Annotated in this window: 17 protein-coding genes; 7 read left to right on the top strand and 10 right to left on the bottom strand. The window is 69.3% G+C overall.

The annotated features are described in order from the left end of the window. Nucleotides 1-4 precede the first annotated feature (4 nt). Complete coding sequence (locus FHW79_RS02995; RefSeq protein WP_183177573.1) at nucleotides 5-2749, bottom strand: cation-transporting P-type ATPase; 2745 nt, start codon at nucleotides 2747-2749, stop codon at nucleotides 5-7. A gap of 360 nt (nucleotides 2750-3109) precedes the next feature. On the opposite strand from FHW79_RS02995, the gene rho reads away from it, so the two are divergent. Further along, nucleotides 3110-4366 carry a transcription termination factor Rho gene (rho, locus tag FHW79_RS02990; RefSeq protein ID WP_109069958.1) on the top strand — a complete coding sequence of 419 codons (1257 nt, stop codon included), beginning with the start codon at nucleotides 3110-3112 and terminating at the stop codon, nucleotides 4364-4366. A 109-nt stretch (nucleotides 4367-4475) separates the two neighbouring features. Here rho and secB read toward each other — a convergent pair whose 3' ends face one another. Then, on the bottom strand, nucleotides 4476-4973 hold the full coding sequence (gene secB / locus FHW79_RS02985) for a protein-export chaperone SecB (RefSeq protein WP_035670309.1): 498 nt from the start codon (nucleotides 4971-4973) through the stop codon (nucleotides 4476-4478). A 100-nt stretch (nucleotides 4974-5073) separates the two neighbouring features. Beyond that, nucleotides 5074-5679 carry an FxsA family protein gene (locus FHW79_RS02980; protein WP_183177572.1) on the bottom strand — a complete coding sequence of 202 codons (606 nt, stop codon included), beginning with the start codon at nucleotides 5677-5679 and terminating at the stop codon, nucleotides 5074-5076. Between the two features lie 242 nt (nucleotides 5680-5921). Here FHW79_RS02980 and FHW79_RS02975 point away from each other — a divergent pair, with 242 nt between their 5' ends. The 3 genes from FHW79_RS02975 to FHW79_RS02965 all read left to right on the top strand — a co-directional run bounded on the left by FHW79_RS02975 (nucleotide 5922) and on the right by FHW79_RS02965 (nucleotide 8763). Continuing rightward, nucleotides 5922-6596, top strand: a complete 675-nt coding sequence (locus FHW79_RS02975; protein ID WP_183177571.1) for a Tim44/TimA family putative adaptor protein — start codon at nucleotides 5922-5924, stop codon at nucleotides 6594-6596. 13 nt (nucleotides 6597-6609) lie between these two features. Then, nucleotides 6610-7815 (top strand): murein transglycosylase A, encoded by a 1206-nt coding sequence (locus FHW79_RS02970; protein WP_183177570.1) that lies wholly within the window; start codon nucleotides 6610-6612, stop codon nucleotides 7813-7815. Between the two features lie 105 nt (nucleotides 7816-7920). Beyond that, a complete protein-coding gene (locus FHW79_RS02965; RefSeq protein WP_183177569.1) occupies nucleotides 7921-8763 on the top strand; it encodes a DUF1206 domain-containing protein in 843 nt (280 codons plus the stop codon). Nucleotides 8764-8874: 111 nt separating this feature from the next. Here the strand turns inward: FHW79_RS02965 and FHW79_RS02960 are convergent, their stop codons facing one another. The 7 genes from FHW79_RS02960 to hisB are packed head-to-tail and all read right to left on the bottom strand — an operon-like array spanning nucleotide 8875 to nucleotide 13032. Then, on the bottom strand, nucleotides 8875-9243 hold the full coding sequence (locus tag FHW79_RS02960) for a histidine triad nucleotide-binding protein (protein WP_183177568.1): 369 nt from the start codon (nucleotides 9241-9243) through the stop codon (nucleotides 8875-8877). Between the two features lie 31 nt (nucleotides 9244-9274). Continuing rightward, nucleotides 9275-9613 (bottom strand): phosphoribosyl-ATP diphosphatase, encoded by a 339-nt coding sequence (locus FHW79_RS02955; RefSeq protein ID WP_183177567.1) that lies wholly within the window; start codon nucleotides 9611-9613, stop codon nucleotides 9275-9277. Then, nucleotides 9606-10403: an imidazole glycerol phosphate synthase subunit HisF gene (gene hisF / locus FHW79_RS02950; protein ID WP_145676043.1), complete on the bottom strand. Its 798-nt coding sequence runs from the start codon at nucleotides 10401-10403 to the stop codon at nucleotides 9606-9608. The genes FHW79_RS02955 and hisF overlap by 8 nt, the downstream gene beginning before the upstream one ends. Next, the gene (gene hisA / locus FHW79_RS02945; RefSeq protein WP_183177566.1) at nucleotides 10403-11152 is read right to left on the bottom strand and encodes a 1-(5-phosphoribosyl)-5-[(5-phosphoribosylamino)methylideneamino]imidazole-4-carboxamide isomerase; all 750 of its coding nucleotides are present in this window, start codon (nucleotides 11150-11152) and stop codon (nucleotides 10403-10405) included. The genes hisF and hisA overlap by 1 nt, the downstream gene beginning before the upstream one ends. Nucleotides 11153-11166: 14 nt before the next feature. Beyond that, on the bottom strand, nucleotides 11167-11709 hold the full coding sequence (locus FHW79_RS02940; protein WP_183177565.1) for a GNAT family N-acetyltransferase: 543 nt from the start codon (nucleotides 11707-11709) through the stop codon (nucleotides 11167-11169). 2 nt (nucleotides 11710-11711) lie between these two features. Continuing rightward, nucleotides 11712-12356, bottom strand: a complete 645-nt coding sequence (hisH, locus tag FHW79_RS02935; protein ID WP_183177564.1) for an imidazole glycerol phosphate synthase subunit HisH — start codon at nucleotides 12354-12356, stop codon at nucleotides 11712-11714. Nucleotides 12357-12408: 52 nt separating this feature from the next. Beyond that, the gene (hisB, locus tag FHW79_RS02930; RefSeq protein ID WP_183177563.1) at nucleotides 12409-13032 is read right to left on the bottom strand and encodes an imidazoleglycerol-phosphate dehydratase HisB; all 624 of its coding nucleotides are present in this window, start codon (nucleotides 13030-13032) and stop codon (nucleotides 12409-12411) included. Between the two features lie 148 nt (nucleotides 13033-13180). Between hisB and FHW79_RS02925 the strand changes: the two genes are divergently transcribed. The 3 genes from FHW79_RS02925 to hslU all read left to right on the top strand — a co-directional run bounded on the left by FHW79_RS02925 (nucleotide 13181) and on the right by hslU (nucleotide 16745). Continuing rightward, on the top strand, nucleotides 13181-14752 hold the full coding sequence (locus FHW79_RS02925; RefSeq protein WP_183177562.1) for a serine protease: 1572 nt from the start codon (nucleotides 13181-13183) through the stop codon (nucleotides 14750-14752). Between the two features lie 84 nt (nucleotides 14753-14836). Beyond that, complete coding sequence (hslV, locus tag FHW79_RS02920; protein WP_014238902.1) at nucleotides 14837-15385, top strand: ATP-dependent protease subunit HslV; 549 nt, start codon at nucleotides 14837-14839, stop codon at nucleotides 15383-15385. 22 nt (nucleotides 15386-15407) lie between these two features. Next, the gene (hslU, locus tag FHW79_RS02915) at nucleotides 15408-16745 is read left to right on the top strand and encodes an ATP-dependent protease ATPase subunit HslU (protein WP_183177561.1); all 1338 of its coding nucleotides are present in this window, start codon (nucleotides 15408-15410) and stop codon (nucleotides 16743-16745) included. Nucleotides 16746-16911: the final 166 nt, after the last annotated feature.

The raw sequence follows: 16911 nt of genomic DNA, 5'->3' as shown, positions 1-16911 counted from the left end.
GCGGTCAGCCCCGCCGTCCCATCATCCGGCGAGTGACCGCCTTCTCCGCCTCCACCGCCAGGAAGATCGCCAGACCGGCCGCCGTCATGGCCACCCACTGGGTCCAGTCCACCGCCGCCGTGCCGAACAGGCTCTGCAGGGGCGGGGCGTAGGTGAAGGCGAGCTGAAAGACCAGCATCAGGCCGATCGAGATCCACACCGGGCGGCTGCCAAACAGCCCCCGCCGGTTCAGCACCGAGGCGGTCACCGCCCGCGCGTTCAGCAGGAAGAAGATCTCCCCCATCACCAGCGCGTTGACGGCCATGGTGCGGGCGACCGGCGTCGGGTCGCCGTGGCCCTCGTGCAGCAGGAAGAATCCGAAGCTGGCGGCGACCAGAAGCGCCATCACCAGCACCATGCGCCCGATCAGAAAGCCGGGCAGGATCGGCTCGTCCTGCGGGCGGGGCGGGCGCTTCATCACCGCGGCCTCCGGCGGCTCGAAGGCCAGGGCCAGACCCAGCGTCACCGCGGTCACCATGTTGACCCAGAGAATCTGGACCGGGGTGATCGGCAGCGTGTAGCCGGCCAGCACGGCGACCAGGATCACCAGCGCCTGGGCGCCGTTGGTCGGCAGCATGAACAGGATCGTCTTGCGCAGATTGTCGTAGACGGTCCGCCCTTCCTCCACCGCGTGGGCGATGGAGGCGAAGTTGTCGTCGGCCAGAACCATGCTGGCGGCCTCCTTCGCGGCCTCCGTGCCCTTGCAGCCCATGGCGACGCCGACGTCGGCGCGCTTCAGGGCGGGGGCGTCGTTCACCCCGTCGCCGGTCATCGCGACCGTGTAGCCGGCCGTCTGGAGCGCGCGGACGAGGCGCAGCTTGTGCTCCGGCGTGGTGCGGGCGAAGACGTCGGCGTCGCGCGCCACGGCGACGAGCGCGTCGTCGTCCAGCCGATCCAGCTCGGTCCCGGACACCGCGTCGCCCGACAGGTTGAACTGCCGTCCGATGGCCTGGGCGGTGCCGGCGTGGTCGCCGGTGATCATCTTGACGCGGATTCCAGCCGCCTGGCACTCGGCGACCGCCGCCACCGCTTCCTCCCGCGCCGGATCGATGAAACCGCACAGGCCGAGCAGGGTCAGCCCCTCCCGCACGTCGTCCATGTCGAGCACGGTCTGGCCGGGCAAAGCGGGGCGGCCGGCGAGCGCCAGGACGCGCTGGCCGCGGGCCGCCAAGTCCTCCACCCGCGCCAGCCAATGGGCCATGTCCAGCGACGCGCTGCCGCCGTCCGCTGCCCGTACGTGCGCGCACATGGACAGCACGCGCTCCGGCGCGCCCTTGACGTACAGCAGCCCGTGCCCCTCATGGTCGTGGTGCAGGGTGGCCATGTACTTGTGTTCGGATTCGAAGGGGATGACGTCCGTACGCGGGCAACGGGCGGCTTCCTCCCGCGCGTCGAGACCGGCCTTCATGCCGAGCGCCAGCAGCGCGCCGTCGGTCGGGTCGCCGGCCACCGTCCAGCCGCCGCCATCCTCGCCGCGCTGAAGCTCCGCGTCGTTGCACAGCAGGGCGGCGCGGGCCAACTCGGCCAGCACGGGATCGGCGGTTGGGTCCAGGGCCACGCCGTCGCGGCGGAACTCGCCCTCGGGGCGGTAGCCGGTGCCGGTCACCGCGCAATCGCCCCCGGCGGTCACCACGCTCTGCACGACCAGTTCGTTGCGGGTCAGCGTGCCGGTCTTGTCGGAGCAGATGATCCCGACCGAGCCCAGCGTCTCCACCGCCGGCAGGCGTCGGATGATGGCGTTGCGCCGGGCCATGCGGGTGACGCCGATGGCCAGCGTGATCGTCATCACCGCCGGCAGCCCCTCCGGAATCGCCGCCACCGCCAGACCGACCGCGGCCATGACCATCTCCGGCCAGGGCTCCCCCCGGACCAGCGCGCCGTAGAGGAAGGTCAGCGCGGTCAGCGCCAGGATGCCGATGGTCAGCCAGCGCCCGAAGACGGCCATCTGGGCGAGCAGCGGCGTGGTCAGCTCCTCCACGCCCGCCAGGAGCGTGCCGATGCGGCCCAGCTCCGTCCGGTCCCCCGTCGCAACCACCACGCCGGTGGCCTGTCCCTGGGCCACCAGCGTGCCGGAATAGGCCATACCACCGCGCTCCGCCAGGGGAGCGTCCGCAGCCACCGCGTCGGCGCTCTTGGCGACCGGCACGGATTCCCCGGTCAGCGCCGCCTCCTGCACGCGCAGGCCCTTGACGCGGACCAGCCGCAGGTCCGCCGGCACCTTGTCGCCCGAGGCCAGCAGCACCCGGTCGCCGGGCACCAGCTCCTCCGCCGGGACGGTGACCTGATGGCCGCCGCGCAGGACCACGGCCTGCGGCGACAGCATGCTGCGGATGGCGTCCAGCGCCTGCTCCGCCTTGCCCTCCTGGACGTAGCCGATGGCGGCGTTGATCAGCACGACGCCGGCGATGACCGCGGCGTCCACGAACTCGCCCAGCAGGACCGTGACGACGCCCGCGCCGATCAGCACGTAGATCAGCAGATTGTCGAACTGGGCCAGGAAGCGCATCAGCGCCGACCGTCGGGGCGGCGGGGTCAGCCGGTTGGGGCCGTAGCGGCGCCGGCGCTCCGCCGCCTCGTCGGCGGTCAGCCCGTCGTCGGGACTGTCCAACGCGGCCAAGGCCTGGTCCGGGGGCTGGGCGTGCCAGGGCAGGGTGGTGGCGGCTTCGGGAGCGGCGATGGTTCCGGGTCCGGAACGGTCATGCGGGCTCATGATCTCAACCAAACCGTTTCTATCCTGAACGTCCAGGTCGTACGCTGGTGGCCTGGATAACAGGGGATGCGGCATCATGACCCGGACGGGGAGGCGCAAGAATCCACCCTGTTTCCAAGAATTCGCTTTCATTTGACTTGCAGACGGCGTTCCGCTAACCATCTTTCCCACCACGGGGCGGCAAGCCTCGCGGGCACCCATCCCACATCCGCCGTTCCGTCCCTCCCCAACGATCTGGGCGCGACGTCCGACAGGCATTCCCAGCCTTCAGCGCCGTCCGACGCTCAACCGACGCACCCTGCGCCGGCCCGGGACCTCTGGCACTCCCCCTCGCATGACCGATTCCCTTAAGGCACCCCCATGCATCTCCAAGAGCTGAAGTGCAAGAGCCCCGCCGAACTGCTGGCGTTCGCGGAGGAACTGCAGATCGAGAACGCCAGCACGCTGCGCAAGCAGGACATGATGTTCGCCATCCTCAAGCAGTTGGCGGAAAACGATGTTCCGATCTACGGCGACGGCGTGCTCGAGGTTCTTCAGGACGGCTTCGGGTTCCTGCGCTCGCCGGAGGCCAACTATCTTCCCGGCCCCGACGACATCTATGTCAGCCCCAGCCAGGTGCGCCGCTTCGGCCTGCGCACCGGCGACACGGTCGAGGGGCAGATCCGCGCGCCCAAGGACGGCGAGCGCTACTTCGCCCTTCTCAAGGTCAACACGATCAACTTCGATGCGCCGGACAAGGTCCGCCACCGCATCAACTTCGACAACCTGACCCCGCTCTATCCGGAAGAGCGGCTGCGCATGGAAGTCGACGACCCGACCAAGAAGAACTACACGGGCCGCATCATCGACCTCGTGGCGCCGCTGGGCAAGGGCCAGCGCGGGCTGATCGTCGCCCCGCCGCGCACGGGCAAGACGGTGATGCTGCAGAACATCGCCCACTCCATCGCGACCAACCACCCGGAAGCCTATCTGATCGTCCTGCTGATCGACGAGCGGCCGGAAGAGGTGACCGACATGGCCCGCTCCGTGCGGGGCGAGGTCATCAGCTCCACCTTCGACGAGCCGGCGACGCGCCACGTCCAGGTCGCCGAGATGGTCATCGAGAAGGCCAAGCGGCTGGTCGAGCACAAGCGCGACGTTGTCATCCTTCTGGACTCCATCACCCGTCTGGCCCGCGCCTACAACACCGTCGTTCCCTCCTCGGGCAAGGTGCTGACCGGCGGCGTCGACGCCAACGCGCTGCAGCGCCCGAAGCGCTTCTTCGGTGCGGCCCGCAACATCGAGGAGGGCGGCTCGCTGACCATCATCGCGACCGCGCTGATCGACACCGGCAGCCGCATGGACGAGGTGATCTTCGAAGAGTTCAAGGGCACCGGCAACTCGGAGATCGTGCTGGACCGCAAGCTCTCCGACAAGCGCACCTTCCCGGCCATCGACATCTCCAAGTCGGGCACCCGCAAGGAGGAACTGCTGGTCGACAAGGGCACCATCTCCAAGATGTGGATCCTGCGCCGCATCCTGATGCCGATGGGCGTGACCGACGCGGTGGACTTCCTGGTCGACAAGCTGAAGCACACCAAGTCGAACTCGGAATTCTTCGAGTCCATGAACCAGTAGTCCGCAGCCATCTCCCCCGCCCGGTCCAAGGGCGGGGGAGGGCACAAAAAAGGCGGGAGGCCCCTTGGAGCCTCCCGCCTTTTTGTTTGTCCGAAACCGATGAGCCGGATCAGAACGGCGACTGCGGCGCCTCTTCGGCCTGGGCCTGCTGGCCGGCGGTCTGGCGGCGGTACAGGTCGACGAAGTCGATCGGGTTGATCATCAGCGGCGGGAAGCCGCCGTCCTGGGTGCAGCCGGCCACGATGGCGCGGGCGAACGGGAACAGCATCCGCGGCGCCTCGATCAGCAGCACCGGGCGGTGATGCTCCTGCGGCAGGCCCGGAAGCTGGAACAGGCCGCCATAGGCGACCTCGACCAGGAAGGCGGTCGCCTCGGCCTGCTTGGCCTCGCAATGCAGCTTCAGCACGACCTCGTAGACGTCCTCGCCCATCGGCTGAACCTGCACGTCCACGCCGATGTTGACCTGCGGCTGCGGCTGGCCGGGCAGCAGGCTCTGCGGGGCGTTGGGGTTCTCGAAGGACAGGTCCTTCACATACTGCGCCAGCACATGCATCGGCAGCGACGAGGCGGCTTCCTGATCTTGACCGTTGATCTGCTGATCGGACATGGACAACTCCTGGCCGCTGGGCGGCATCACGATGGAAAGGTCTTCAAGACCCGCTGGCTAGCACGGAACCGCTGGCTCCACAAAGTGAAACCGCTGCGTTTCACCCGCGGTCGTTGCGGTGGGGCGAACCGGGCGGCGCCCAGCGGGAGTCACCCAGCTTGGGCATGTCGTCCGACCCGTCGCGGTCCGCCGGACCGGCGCTTCCCGGGCGGCCGCCGTCGGGGTCGACCTCCTGGTAATCGACGTCGATCACACCCGGCGGCGGGCGGTTGCGCGGGTGACCGTCCGACCCGGCGGGGCCGCTGCTGCTCCAGCTCCGGCCCCCCATGCGGCCACCCATCTGGTAGGACGCGACCCCCTTCATACGGTCGAACAGCCAGCGGCCCAGGGCGTTGCGGATCGGGCGCACGAACAGCAGAATCCCGACGATGTCCGTCAGGAAGCCGGGGATGATCAGCAGCAGGCCGGCGACGACGACGCAGAAGCCCTCGAACACCGCGCCGACCGGGCTCTCGCCGCGCTCCGCCGACGCCTGGGCGCGCTTCAGCACGGACAGGCCCTGCCAGCGGATCAGGACGGACCCGAGGATGGCGGACAGGATGACCAGCCCGACCGTCGGGCCGGCGCCGATCCAGTCGCCGACCTCGATGAAGGTCGCGATTTCCGCGATCGGCAGCAAAAGGAACAACAGCAACAGTGGATTCATGGCCGTCCTTGCTCTTTCAACCCCAAGGGCCTATCTACACCAGGGTACGCACCCGATCTTTGGTTGGAAGAACAGCTCCGGCACGGGTCATCGGGTGGAATCCTCGGCGGAGAGAGCGAGCAGGGACTTGGTCCCGGCACCGTTCCGGTACACTTAATGCTCACCCGCCGGAGGGTCCAGTAGTGGATCAAGCGGGGCCGGTGATTTCGGGGCCGGCCTTCAGTCACCCGGAAGGATGGATGATGGGAGATGGGTTTGTGTTCGTCGAGATCCTGATCTTCGCGATGATCGCGGCGTTTCTCGTGTACCGGCTGCGCAGCGTGCTCGGCCGCCGCACCGGTGAGGAACGCCAGCGGCCGAACCCCTTCACGGCCCGCCCCAACAACCAACCCGACAACGTGGTGGCGATGCCCAACCGCGAGCGGCCCGTGCCGAACGCCGCGCCGTCGCCCGACGAGCCGGTGTCGCTGGCCACCGCGCTGGAGCAGATCAAGGCCGCCGACCCCAGCTTCGACGAGAAGTATTTCCTCCAGGGCGCCCGCGGCGCCTTCCAGATGATCGTGGAGGCCTTCGCCAAGGGCGACACGGCCACTCTGCGCCCCCTGCTCTCCGACGAGGTCTACGACAACTTCGCCCGTGCGGTGCGCGAGCGGCAGGCGGCGGGCGAGACGCTGGAGACCCGCATCGAGACGATCACCGACGCCGACGTGGTGGAGGCCCGCATGGACGGCCGGACCGCCCTGGTCACCGTGAAGTTCGTGTCGGAGCAGATGAACGTCGTGCGCAACAGCGCCGGTGCCGTGGTGGACGGCGACCCGAACAGCGTGATCGAGGCCGTGGACGTCTGGACCTTCGCCCGCAACACCCGCGCCGGCGACCCGAACTGGGCGCTCGTCGAAACCCGCACTCCTCAATGACCGATCGGTTCTGATGCTCTCCCATCCGGTTGTTCGTCTCAGCGCCGCGGCAGTCCTTGCCGCGGCGTTTCTCATTGGCTGCGAGCGCAAGGAGGAGGAGGCCAAGGCGCCGCCGCCCCCGCCGCCCGAGAAGCTGGTCCTCACCCCCGTCGCCTTCACGGCGCTGCCCGGCTGGAGCGCCGACCGCGTGGCGGAGGCCGTGCCGGCCTTCCAGCGCTCCTGCGCGAAGGTCAGGGCGCTGGCCGCCGACCGCTCCATCGGCCCGGACGGGATCGGCGGCAAGGCGGCGGACTGGCAGGGCCCTTGCGCCGAGCTGGCCGAGCTGCCGCCCGGCGACGACGCGGCGGCGCGGGCCTATTTCGAGACGTGGTTCACCCCCTACGCCGCGGCCAACAACGCCGAGCGGCGCGGCCTCTTCACCGGCTATTACGAGGTCGAGCTGAAGGGCAGCCGGACGCCCGACCCGGCCTTTCCGGTGCCGCTTTACAAGCGCCCCGCCGATCTGGTGATGGTCGATCTGGGCGAGTTCGCCGACCGCTGGAAGGGCGAGCGCATCGCCGGGCGGGTCACCGCCGGCCGGCTGAAGCCCTTCGAGGACCGCGCGGCCATCGAGGCCGGGGCGCTGAGCGGCAAGGGGCTGGAACTGGTCTGGCTGCAGGACCCCATCGCCACCTTCTTCCTGCACATCCAGGGGTCGGGCCGCGTCAGCTTCCCCGACGGGACGGAGACGCGCGTCGGCTACGCCGCCCAGAACGGCCACAAATACGTCGCCATCGGGCGCGAGCTGATCGACCGCGGCGCCCTGAAGCGCGAGGAGGTGTCGCTCCAGACCATCCGTGCCTGGCTCCAGGCCAACCCCGGCGAGGCGGCGGCGCTGATGAACAAGAACCCCTCCTACGTCTTCTTCCAGGAGCTGAAGGGGGAGGGGCCGAACGGCGCCCAGAACGTCGCCCTGACGCCGGGGCGCAGCCTCGCCATCGATTCCAAGTTCCTGCCCTACGGCGTGCCGGTCTGGCTGGACGCCGAGGACCCGCAGGACGCCCAGGCGCGGCTGCGCCGCCTGCTGATCGCCCAGGACACCGGCGGGGCCATCCGCGGTCCGGTCCGCGGCGACGTCTTCTGGGGCCACGGTCCGGAAGCGGAGGCGAAGGCCGGCGTGATGAAGAGCGCCGGGGAGTATTACGTCCTGCTGCCGAAAACCGTCGCCTCGGCCAGCTGACCGCCGCCTGTTTGCCACCCGCCGAGGAACCGAAGCGCAGCGGCTTCGGTTGTGTCAACCAGCGCCGATGACGACGGCTCTGGTTGACACACGGGGGAGGGGGCCATGACCCCGCTGCAACGGCAAATCGACAGGCTCAACGAAATCGAAGGGCTGGCGCGGCTGGGCTACGCCGCGCGCGGCCTCGTCTATCTCATCGTCGGATGGTTCGCCGTCACGGCGGCCTATGGCAGCAACCGGCCGACCGACACCAAGGGGGCGCTGGTCGAGCTGTTCCAGAATCCCTTCGGCTCGGTCCTGCTGGCGTTGACGGCGCTCGGGCTGGCCGGCTACGCGCTGTGGCGGGTCATGCAGGCGGTGCTGGACGTCAACCATGCCGGAACCTCGCCCAAGGGGCTGGTGATCCGCGCCGGCTTCGTCGTCGCCGGAGTGATCCACGCCGGTCTGGCAATTTTCGCCATCAAGCTGCTGGCCGGGCGCGGCGGCGGCAGCGGCGACGGCGAGGCGGCGGCGCATGACTGGACGGCCTGGCTGCTCGCCAAGCCGATGGGCCGCGTCCTGGTCGCCGCGGTCGGGGCCGCCATCATCGGTGCGGCCATCGCCCATGCCGTCAAGGCCTACAAGGCCAGCTTCCGCCGTGAACTGGACGCCGATCCGAACACCATGAAGGTCATCTGCCCGATCGGCCGCTTTGGCTTCGCCGCCAAGGGGCTGGTCTTCGCGGTGGTCGGCAGCTTCTTCCTGGTGGCGGCGTGGCAGTCGGACTCGTCGGAGTCCGGCGGGCTGCTCAAGGCGCTGCAGTTCCTCCAGCAGCAGCCCTACGGCCCCTGGCTGCTCGGGATCGTGGCGACCGGGCTGTTCGCCTTCGGTGCCTTCAGCGTCGTCCAGGCCGTCTACTGCCGCATCGACGGCGAAGCGGCGGAACGGCAGATCCGCGCCATGGTGTGAGCGCGGCACCTGAATCAAAAAAGAACCGGACCAAAAGAAAAGGGCGCCGAGGGTTTCCCCGGCGCCCTTTCCATTCGAGACGATGTTTCACGTGGATCGCCACGCCGAGGCTCACCCTTTGGTGATCATCGGGCCCAGGCGGCGGCCGGCGAACACGTGGATGTGCAGGTGCGGAACCTCCTGGTTCGCGTCTTCGCCGCAGTTGGACAGGATGCGGTAGCCGGGCTCGGCGGCGCCGGCGCCGCGGGCCACCTCGCCGACCGCGCGGAACAGGCCGGCGATCTCCGCCTCGGTCGCGCGGGCGCTGAAATCGTCCATGTCGACGTAGGCGCCCTTCGGGATCACCAGGATGTGCGTCGGGGCCTGCGGGTTGATGTCGTGGAAGGCCAGCGCGTGCTCGGTCTCCATGACCTTCTTGCACGGGATCTCGCCGCGCAGGATGCGGGCGAAGACGTTGTTCGGGTCGTAGGTCTTGGCCATCGCGTCGTTTCCCCTTCCGCCTTGAACCTTGTTAAGCCTTGCGCGCGTTCTTCTCGGCGATGCCGCTGGTGCCCTCGCGCTGGGCCAGCTTCTCCCACACCGCGGCGGGCTCCAGACCGGCGTCGGCCCACAGCACCATCAGGTGATAGAGCAGGTCCGCCGATTCCGAGGCCATCGCCGCCTTGTCGCCGCGCACCGCCTCGATGACCGTCTCCACCGCCTCTTCGCCGACCTTCTGGGCGATCTTGGCGGTGCCGCGGTGGAACAGCTTGGCGGTGTAGGAGGTCTCCGGATCGGCGCCCTTGCGCGCCTGGACGGTGGCATAGAGCCGGTCCAGCACCTCGGCGTTGACGGCCTTGTCGTCAGACATGGGCCGTCTCCGCCGCGGAGGCCACGGGCCGGGCCGGGCGCACCGGGATGCCGGCGGCGGCCAGCGCCGCCTTGGCCTGCCCGATGGTGTAGGTGCCGAAATGGAAGATCGAGGCCGCCAGCACCGCCGTGGCGTGGCCCTCGCGGATGCCCTCCACCAGATGGTCCAGCGTGCCGACGCCGCCCGACGCGATGACCGGGATGCGCAGGCCGTCGGCCACCTTGCGGGTCAAAGCGAGGTCGAAGCCGCTCTTGGTGCCGTCGCGGTCCATCGAGGTCAGCAGGATCTCGCCGGCGCCGTAGGACTCCATGCGCTTGGCCCACTCGATGGCGTCGATGCCCGTCGCCTTGCGCCCGCCGTGGGTGAAGATCTCCCAGCGGCCCGGCTCGACCTGCTTGGCGTCGATGGCGACGACGATGCACTGGGCGCCGAACTTCTCCGCCGCCTCCTGCACGAACTCCGGACGGTGGATGGCCGCGGTGTTGATCGACACCTTGTCGGCGCCGGCCAGCAGCAGCTTGCGGATGTCCTCGACCGTGCGCACGCCGCCGCCGACGGTCAGCGGCATGAACACCTGCTCGGCGGTGCGGCGCACCACGTCGTAGATGGTGTCGCGGTTCTCGTGGCTGGCCGTGATGTCGAGGAAGGTCAGCTCGTCCGCCCCCTCCCGGTCATAGACGCGGGCCTGCTCCACGGGATCGCCGGCGTCGATCAGATCGACGAAGTTGACCCCCTTGACGACCCGCCCGTCCTTGACGTCCAGGCAGGGGATGACGCGCATCTTGAGCATCAGCCGGCCTTTCCGGTCACGGGAGCGGGGGAGAGGAGGTCGAGCGCGGTCTTCGGGTCGATGCGCCCGTCGTAGAGCGCGCGGCCGCAGATGACGCCCTGGATGCCGGTGTCCTCCTCCTTCTTCAATGCGATCAGATCGTCGATGGAGGAGACGCCGCCCGACGCGATCACCGGGGTGGTCAGGTGGAAGGCGAGGTCGGAGGTCGCCTCGACGTTCACGCCGCCCATGGCGCCGTCGCGGTTGATGTCGGTGTAGATGATGGCGGCGACGCCGCTGTCCTCGAACTTCAGCGCCAGATCCAACGCCTTGATGGTCGAGGTCTCGGCCCAGCCGGCAACGGCCACATAGCCCTCGCGCGCGTCGATGCCGACGGCGACCTTGCCGGGGAACTCCCGGCAGGCTTCGCGGACCAGCTCCGGCTCGCGCAGGGCGACGGTGCCGAGGATGACGCGGCTGACGCCCTTCTCCAGCCATAGGGCGATGGTCTTCAGGTCGCGGATGCCGCCGCCCAGCTGCACCGGAATGGTCACGGCGCCCAGGATGCTCTCAACCGCCTTGCCGTTGACCGGCTTGCCTTCGAAGGCGCCGTTCAGATCGACCAGATGCAGCCATTCGAAGCCCTGGCTTTCGAACAGGCGGGCCTGATCGGCGGGTTCGGTGTTGAAGACGGTCGCCTGGCTCATCTCGCCGCGCAGCAGCCGAACGCAGGCACCGTCTTTGAGGTCGATGGCGGGATAGATGATCATCGCGGTGTCTCGTCCTATGGCGTGTCGTGAAGCGTGTCGGGGGTGAGGTCTTTCACATAAAAATGGCCGGCCAGCTTTTTGCCGTCCACCAGCGCATAGAAGGGATGCGTGCCCCAGCGGCGGAAGCCCAGATCCTCGTACAGCGCGATGGCCGCGGTCTGGGTCTCGCGCACGTCGAGGTTCAGCACGCGGAAGCCGGACGCCCGCGCCTCCTCCTCGACCGCCACGGTCAGGCGGCGGGCGAGGCCATGGCCGCGCGCCCAGGGGGCGACGAAGCTGGTGGTCAGGGTGGCGGCGTGGGCCTGCGCCTCGTTGTTGCGGGCCGGTTTCACGAGCTGGGCGGAGCCGGCGATGACGCCGTCCAGCCGGCCGACGAACAGGATGCGCTCCGGCACCACCAGGACGCCCTTCCAGTAGCGTTCCATGATCTCGCGGGCGGGCGGCGCCACCCAGCCGAAGCCGCCGCCGGCCTTCACGGCGTCGTCGGCGGCGTCGCACAGGTCGTGCAGGTCGCCCGTCTTCAGCGTCTCGATGCGCTCGACCGTGACGTCGGTCATCGTCAGACCCGCCAGGTCAGGAAGTTGGCGACCAGGGCGAGCCCGGTCTCCTGGCTCTTTTCCGGGTGGAACTGGGTGCCGACCAGATTGTCGCGCCCGACCACCGCGGCGAAGGGACCACCGTAATCGGCGCTGGCGATCACGTCCTCCGGCCGCTCCACGGCGAAGCGGTAGGAGTGGACGAAATAGGCGTGGGCCCGTTCCGGCAGGCCGGCCAGCAGCGGATGCTCCCGGCGGATGTCCAGCTCGTTCCAGCCCATGTGCGGGATCTTCAGCGTCGGGTCGGCGGGCTCCAGCTTCACCACCTCGCCCTTGATCCAGCCCAGCCCCTCGGTCACGCCGTACTCGCGCCCGCGCTCCGCCATCAGCTGCATGCCGACGCAGATGCCCAGGAAGGGGCGGCCCTTGCCATGCACCACCTCGTCCAGAGCGTCGAGCATGCCGGGAACCTCCGACAGGCCGCGCTTGCAGTCGGCGAAGGCGCCCACACCTGGCAGGACGATGCGGTCGGCCTTGCGCACGGCGTCGGCGTCGGAGGTCACCAGGACCTGGAAGGAGGCATGGCACCCCGCCGCCGCGCGCTCCAGAGCCTTGGCGGCGGAACGCAGGTTGCCGGAGCCGTAATCGATCAGCGCAACGGTTTCCATGAAACGAGGACCTTGTGACAGAGCGCCGGCCTTGTCGAAGCCGCCGGTTTTTTTAGAGGGAGCCGCCCAGCGTCCCCTTGGTGGAGGGCACGGCGTCGCGCTTGCGCGGGTCGATTTCGATCCCGGCCCGCAGCGCGCGGGCAAGCGCCTTGTAGCAGCTTTCCACGATGTGGTGGTTGTTCTCGCCATAGAGGCATTCGACGTGCAGCGTCACGCCCGCGGCCATGGCGAAGGCCTGGAACCACTCGCGGAACAGCTCGGTGTCCATGTCGCCGATCTTGTCGCGGCTGAAGGACACCTTCCAGATCAGGTAGGGCCGGTTGGAGAAGTCCAGCGCGACGCGGGTCAGCGTCTCGTCCATCGGGATGTAGGCGTGGCCGTAGCGCTGGATGCCCTTGCGGTCGCCCAGTGCCTTCGCCACCGCCTGACCGATGGCGATGCCGCTGTCCTCGGTCGTGTGGTGGGCGTCGATGTGCAGGTCGCCCTCCGCCGCCACCGACAGGTCCATCAGGCTGTGGCGCGACAGCTGCTCCAGCATGTGGTCGAGGAAGCCGACGCCGGTCTTCACGTCATAGACGCCGGTGCCGTCCAGATTCACGGCGACCCGGATCCGGGTTTCGGTGGTGTTCCGCTCGATCGAGGCGCGGCGGACGCCATTGGCAAAGCTCTGGTCCATGAGTCCGGGTTTTATCAGGAAGCGCGCGGGCGCGCCAGAGGCGCAGCCTCCGAAAACGCCTATGACCGTCGGCCGGGATGCCGCATAATGCGTGTGTGTGCGTGTCTTCGTGCACGCTGAACGCGCATAATGGGATATGCCGCTGGACATGCCGACGCCCGGACGCCTTCTCTCCGCCCTCGCGGCCCTGGTGGCGCTGGCCGCCTGCGTGGGCGGGGAGCTGCCGCAGACCCGCAAATCCCCGCCCGTCGCCCGCGGTTCGACGGAGCCGGTCCGCTTCGACGGCCTGTCTCTGGGCTCGATGCGGCGGGGCATGGTGACGGGGCGTTACGTCTGGGCGCTGGAATGCTGGCCGCCCTACGAGGACGTCTATTGGACCAGCGGGCGCAGCCTGCACGAGAACGCCACCTTCCAGGAGCGTTTCGCCGAGGTTCTGGCCGACGCCGGCTATGACGTGGCGGGTGTCCAGGGCAGCGACTACGAGGCGGAATTCGACCGCAAGCGCGCCCGCTTCATCCTGCGCGGCGACCTGCGCGCGGTGAACAGCGACCTGTGCCGCCGCCGGAGTTGGCTGACCGGCCGCAGCGAGGGCGTGTCGGGCGTCGGCAGCCTGCGGGTGGATTGGGCGGTCTACGACGCCGTGACGGGGCGGCTCGTCCACCGCGTCACCACCACGGGGGTGGCCCGCAAGGACAGCGGCGTGCCGCAGGGCGACGTTCTGCTGATCGAGGAGGCCTTCGGCACGGCGGTGGAGGCGCTGGGCGCCGACCCCGGCTTCCGCGCCGCGGTGTCGCGGGGCGGGGCGATAGCGTCAAGTGGCCCCGCCATAGTGTCAAGTGGCCCGGGGGGAGTGTCAACCGGACCTATGGGAGCGTCAAGTGCAGCCCCGGTAGTGTCAAGTGGGGTGGCGGTAGTGTCAAGTGCGCCCCCGGGTGCGTCAAGTGGCCCGGCCGTGGTGTCAACCGCGGCAGTCGAAACGGTGGTGGTCGATCCCGGCGGCGCCTCCGGCGGACCGGCTCCCATGCTGGAGGAAACCTGTCCCCCGACCCTGATTCTGCGCATTGCCGACCCGCTCCAGGGCTACGCCGACGAACCCACCGCCCGCGTGTCCGCCGCCACGGTGCGCGTCGGACCGGAGGAACGCAGGGGCCGGGGGATCGTGCTGGGAGAACTGGACGGCCAGTCCCTCGTCCTGACGCTCGACGCCGGGCTGGACGCGACCGTCACCGTCGCGCCGTCCCGTGGGGTGTCACTGGACGGCACGGTGATGGCGCGCGACCGGTCCGGCGGGATCGCCCTGGTCCGCGTGCCGGCCCGGCTGCGCGCTGCGCCGCTGCGCCTGGACGCCCCGGCCGTCAGCGAGCCGGTGACGGCGATCCTGGAGCGGGGCGCCGACGCGGCGGCGGGCCTCCTGGCGGCCCGGCGCACCGATCCGGACGCCGCGCCGGGGGTGGAGGCCACGCTGCTCCAGGCCGACCTGACCGGGCCGGACCCGGCACCGGGCGATCCGCTGGTGGACGAGGCGGGCAACCTGCTGGGCGTCGCCCGTTCCGCTCCGTCGCCGGGTGGCGCGCACGGCCTGTCCGCCTTCGTCCCGGTGATGGAGGCGCTGGCCCGCCTGGGGGTGGAGGTGACCCAGGCCGTTCCCCGGCCAATTCCGTCCCGTGGGAGACCGGCCCATGACGGCAGACTTGACGGGACCCGCCGTCCCCCCACATAGACCCGTGTTCCGATGTGCCTATGTCGGCCGGCATCACGCCGGGCCGTTCGGGCACGGGCGCCTCTTCCTTAGACCACGGTCCCGATGACTTCCCACGATCCCATCCAGTGGCACGGCACCACCATCCTCTCGGTCCGCAAGAACGGGCAGGTGGTCATTGCCGGCGACGGCCAGGTGTCCGTCGGCCAGACGGTCATGAAATCGAATGCCCGCAAGGTGCGCTGGCTCGCCGGCGGCACGGTGATGGGCGGCTTCGCCGGCGCCACCGCCGACGCGCTGACCCTGTTCGAGCGGCTGGAGACCAAGCTGGAGAAGCACCCCGGCCAGCTCCTGCGCGCCTGCGTGGAGATGGCCAAGGACTGGCGCACCGACCGCTATCTGCGCCGGCTGGAGGCCATGATGGCCGTGGCCGACCGCAACGTCAGCCTGATCCTGACCGGCAACGGCGACGTGCTGGAGCCGGAGGACGGGCTGATCGGCATCGGCTCCGGCGGTGCCTACGCCCTGTCGGCGGCGCGCGCGCTGGTCGACGTCGATGGTCTGGACGCGGAGGCCGTGGCCCGCAAGGCGATGAAGATCGCCGCCGGCATCTGCGTCTACACCAACGAGAACGTCACGCTTGAAAAGCTCTAACCCTCAGACCGGGTCCCACGCCATGTCCGCCCCCAGCATCGCCGCCGCCACCGCCGCCTTCAGCCCGCGCGAGATCGTTTCCGAGCTCGACCGCTACATCGTCGGCCAGCACGAGGCCAAGCGCGCGGTCGCCATCGCGCTGCGCAACCGCTGGCGCCGCCAGCAGCTCCCCGAAGGGCTGCGCGAGGAGGTTCTGCCCAAGAACATCCTGATGATCGGCCCGACCGGCGTCGGCAAGACGGAGATCGCCCGCCGCTTGGCGAAGCTGGCGCAGGCGCCCTTCCTGAAGGTCGAGGCGACCAAGTTCACCGAGGTCGGCTATGTCGGCCGCGACGTCGAGCAGATCGTCCGCGACCTGGTGGAGGCCGCCATCGGCTTGACCAAGGAGCGGCTGCGCAAGGAGGTCGCCGCCAAGGCCGAGCTGCGCGCCGAGGAGCGCGTGGTCGACGCGCTGTGCGGCGAGAACGCCAGCCCGGAGACGCGGCAGAAGTTCCGCAAGATGCTGCGCGAAGGCACGCTGAACGACCGCGAGATCGAAATCCAGGTGGCCGACACCGCCGGCGGCCTGCCGACCTTCGACATCCCCGGCATGCCGGGCGCCCAGATGGGCATGCTCAACCTGAACGACATCTTCGGCAAGGCGATGGGCGGGCGCACCAAGTCCCGGCGCATGTCCGTCGCCGAGAGCTACACCGTCCTGATGGCGGAAGAGTCGGACAAGCTTCTCGACCAGGAAAAGGTCGTGTCGGAAGCGATCCAGGCGGTGGAGCAGAACGGCATCGTCTTCCTCGACGAGATCGACAAGATCTCCGCCCGCTCCGACTACAAGGGCGGCGCCGACGTCAGCCGCGAGGGCGTGCAGCGCGACCTGCTGCCGCTGATCGAGGGCACGACCGTCAGCACCAAGCATGGCGCGGTGAAGACCGACCACATCCTGTTCATCGCGTCGGGCGCCTTCCACCTGTCCAAGCCGTCGGACCTGCTGCCCGAGCTGCAGGGCCGCCTGCCGATCCGCGTCGAGCTGAAGGCTCTGGAGCAGGAGGATTTCCGCCGCATCCTGACCGAGCCGGAAGCCAGCCTGATCAAGCAGTACAAGGCCCTTCTGAAGACCGAGGAGGTCGATCTCGTCTTCACCGACGACGCCATCGACGAGCTGGCCCGCCTCGCCACCGAGATCAACGCGACGGTGGAGAACATCGGGGCGCGGCGCCTGCACACCGTGCTGGAGCGGTTGCTGGAGGACATCAGCTTCACCGCCAGCGACAAGGCCGGCCAGACCGTGACCATCGACGCGGAGACCGTCCGCGCCCAGGTCGGCGGCCTCGCCAAGAACGCCGACCTGTCGAAGTTCATTCTGTAAGGCAACACGCGGCGCCGCGGGGTAGTCCCCCGCGGCGCTTTTCCTCGCCCGCCTTGATCGGCGGCCCGGCTGGCCTTAGGATGGTCGGCGTCTCACCACGGCAGGATGCGCAGACCGATGGATTTCAACCCGACCGCAACGTCCGTTCGTTTCGTCTTCGGGGAAA

The sequence above is a fragment of the Azospirillum sp. OGB3 genome, from assembly GCF_014192915.1.
Lineage (GTDB): Bacteria > Pseudomonadota > Alphaproteobacteria > Azospirillales > Azospirillaceae > Azospirillum.
Note: the sequence above shows the minus strand (reverse complement) of the source record. Positions and strands in the feature narration are given on the sequence as shown.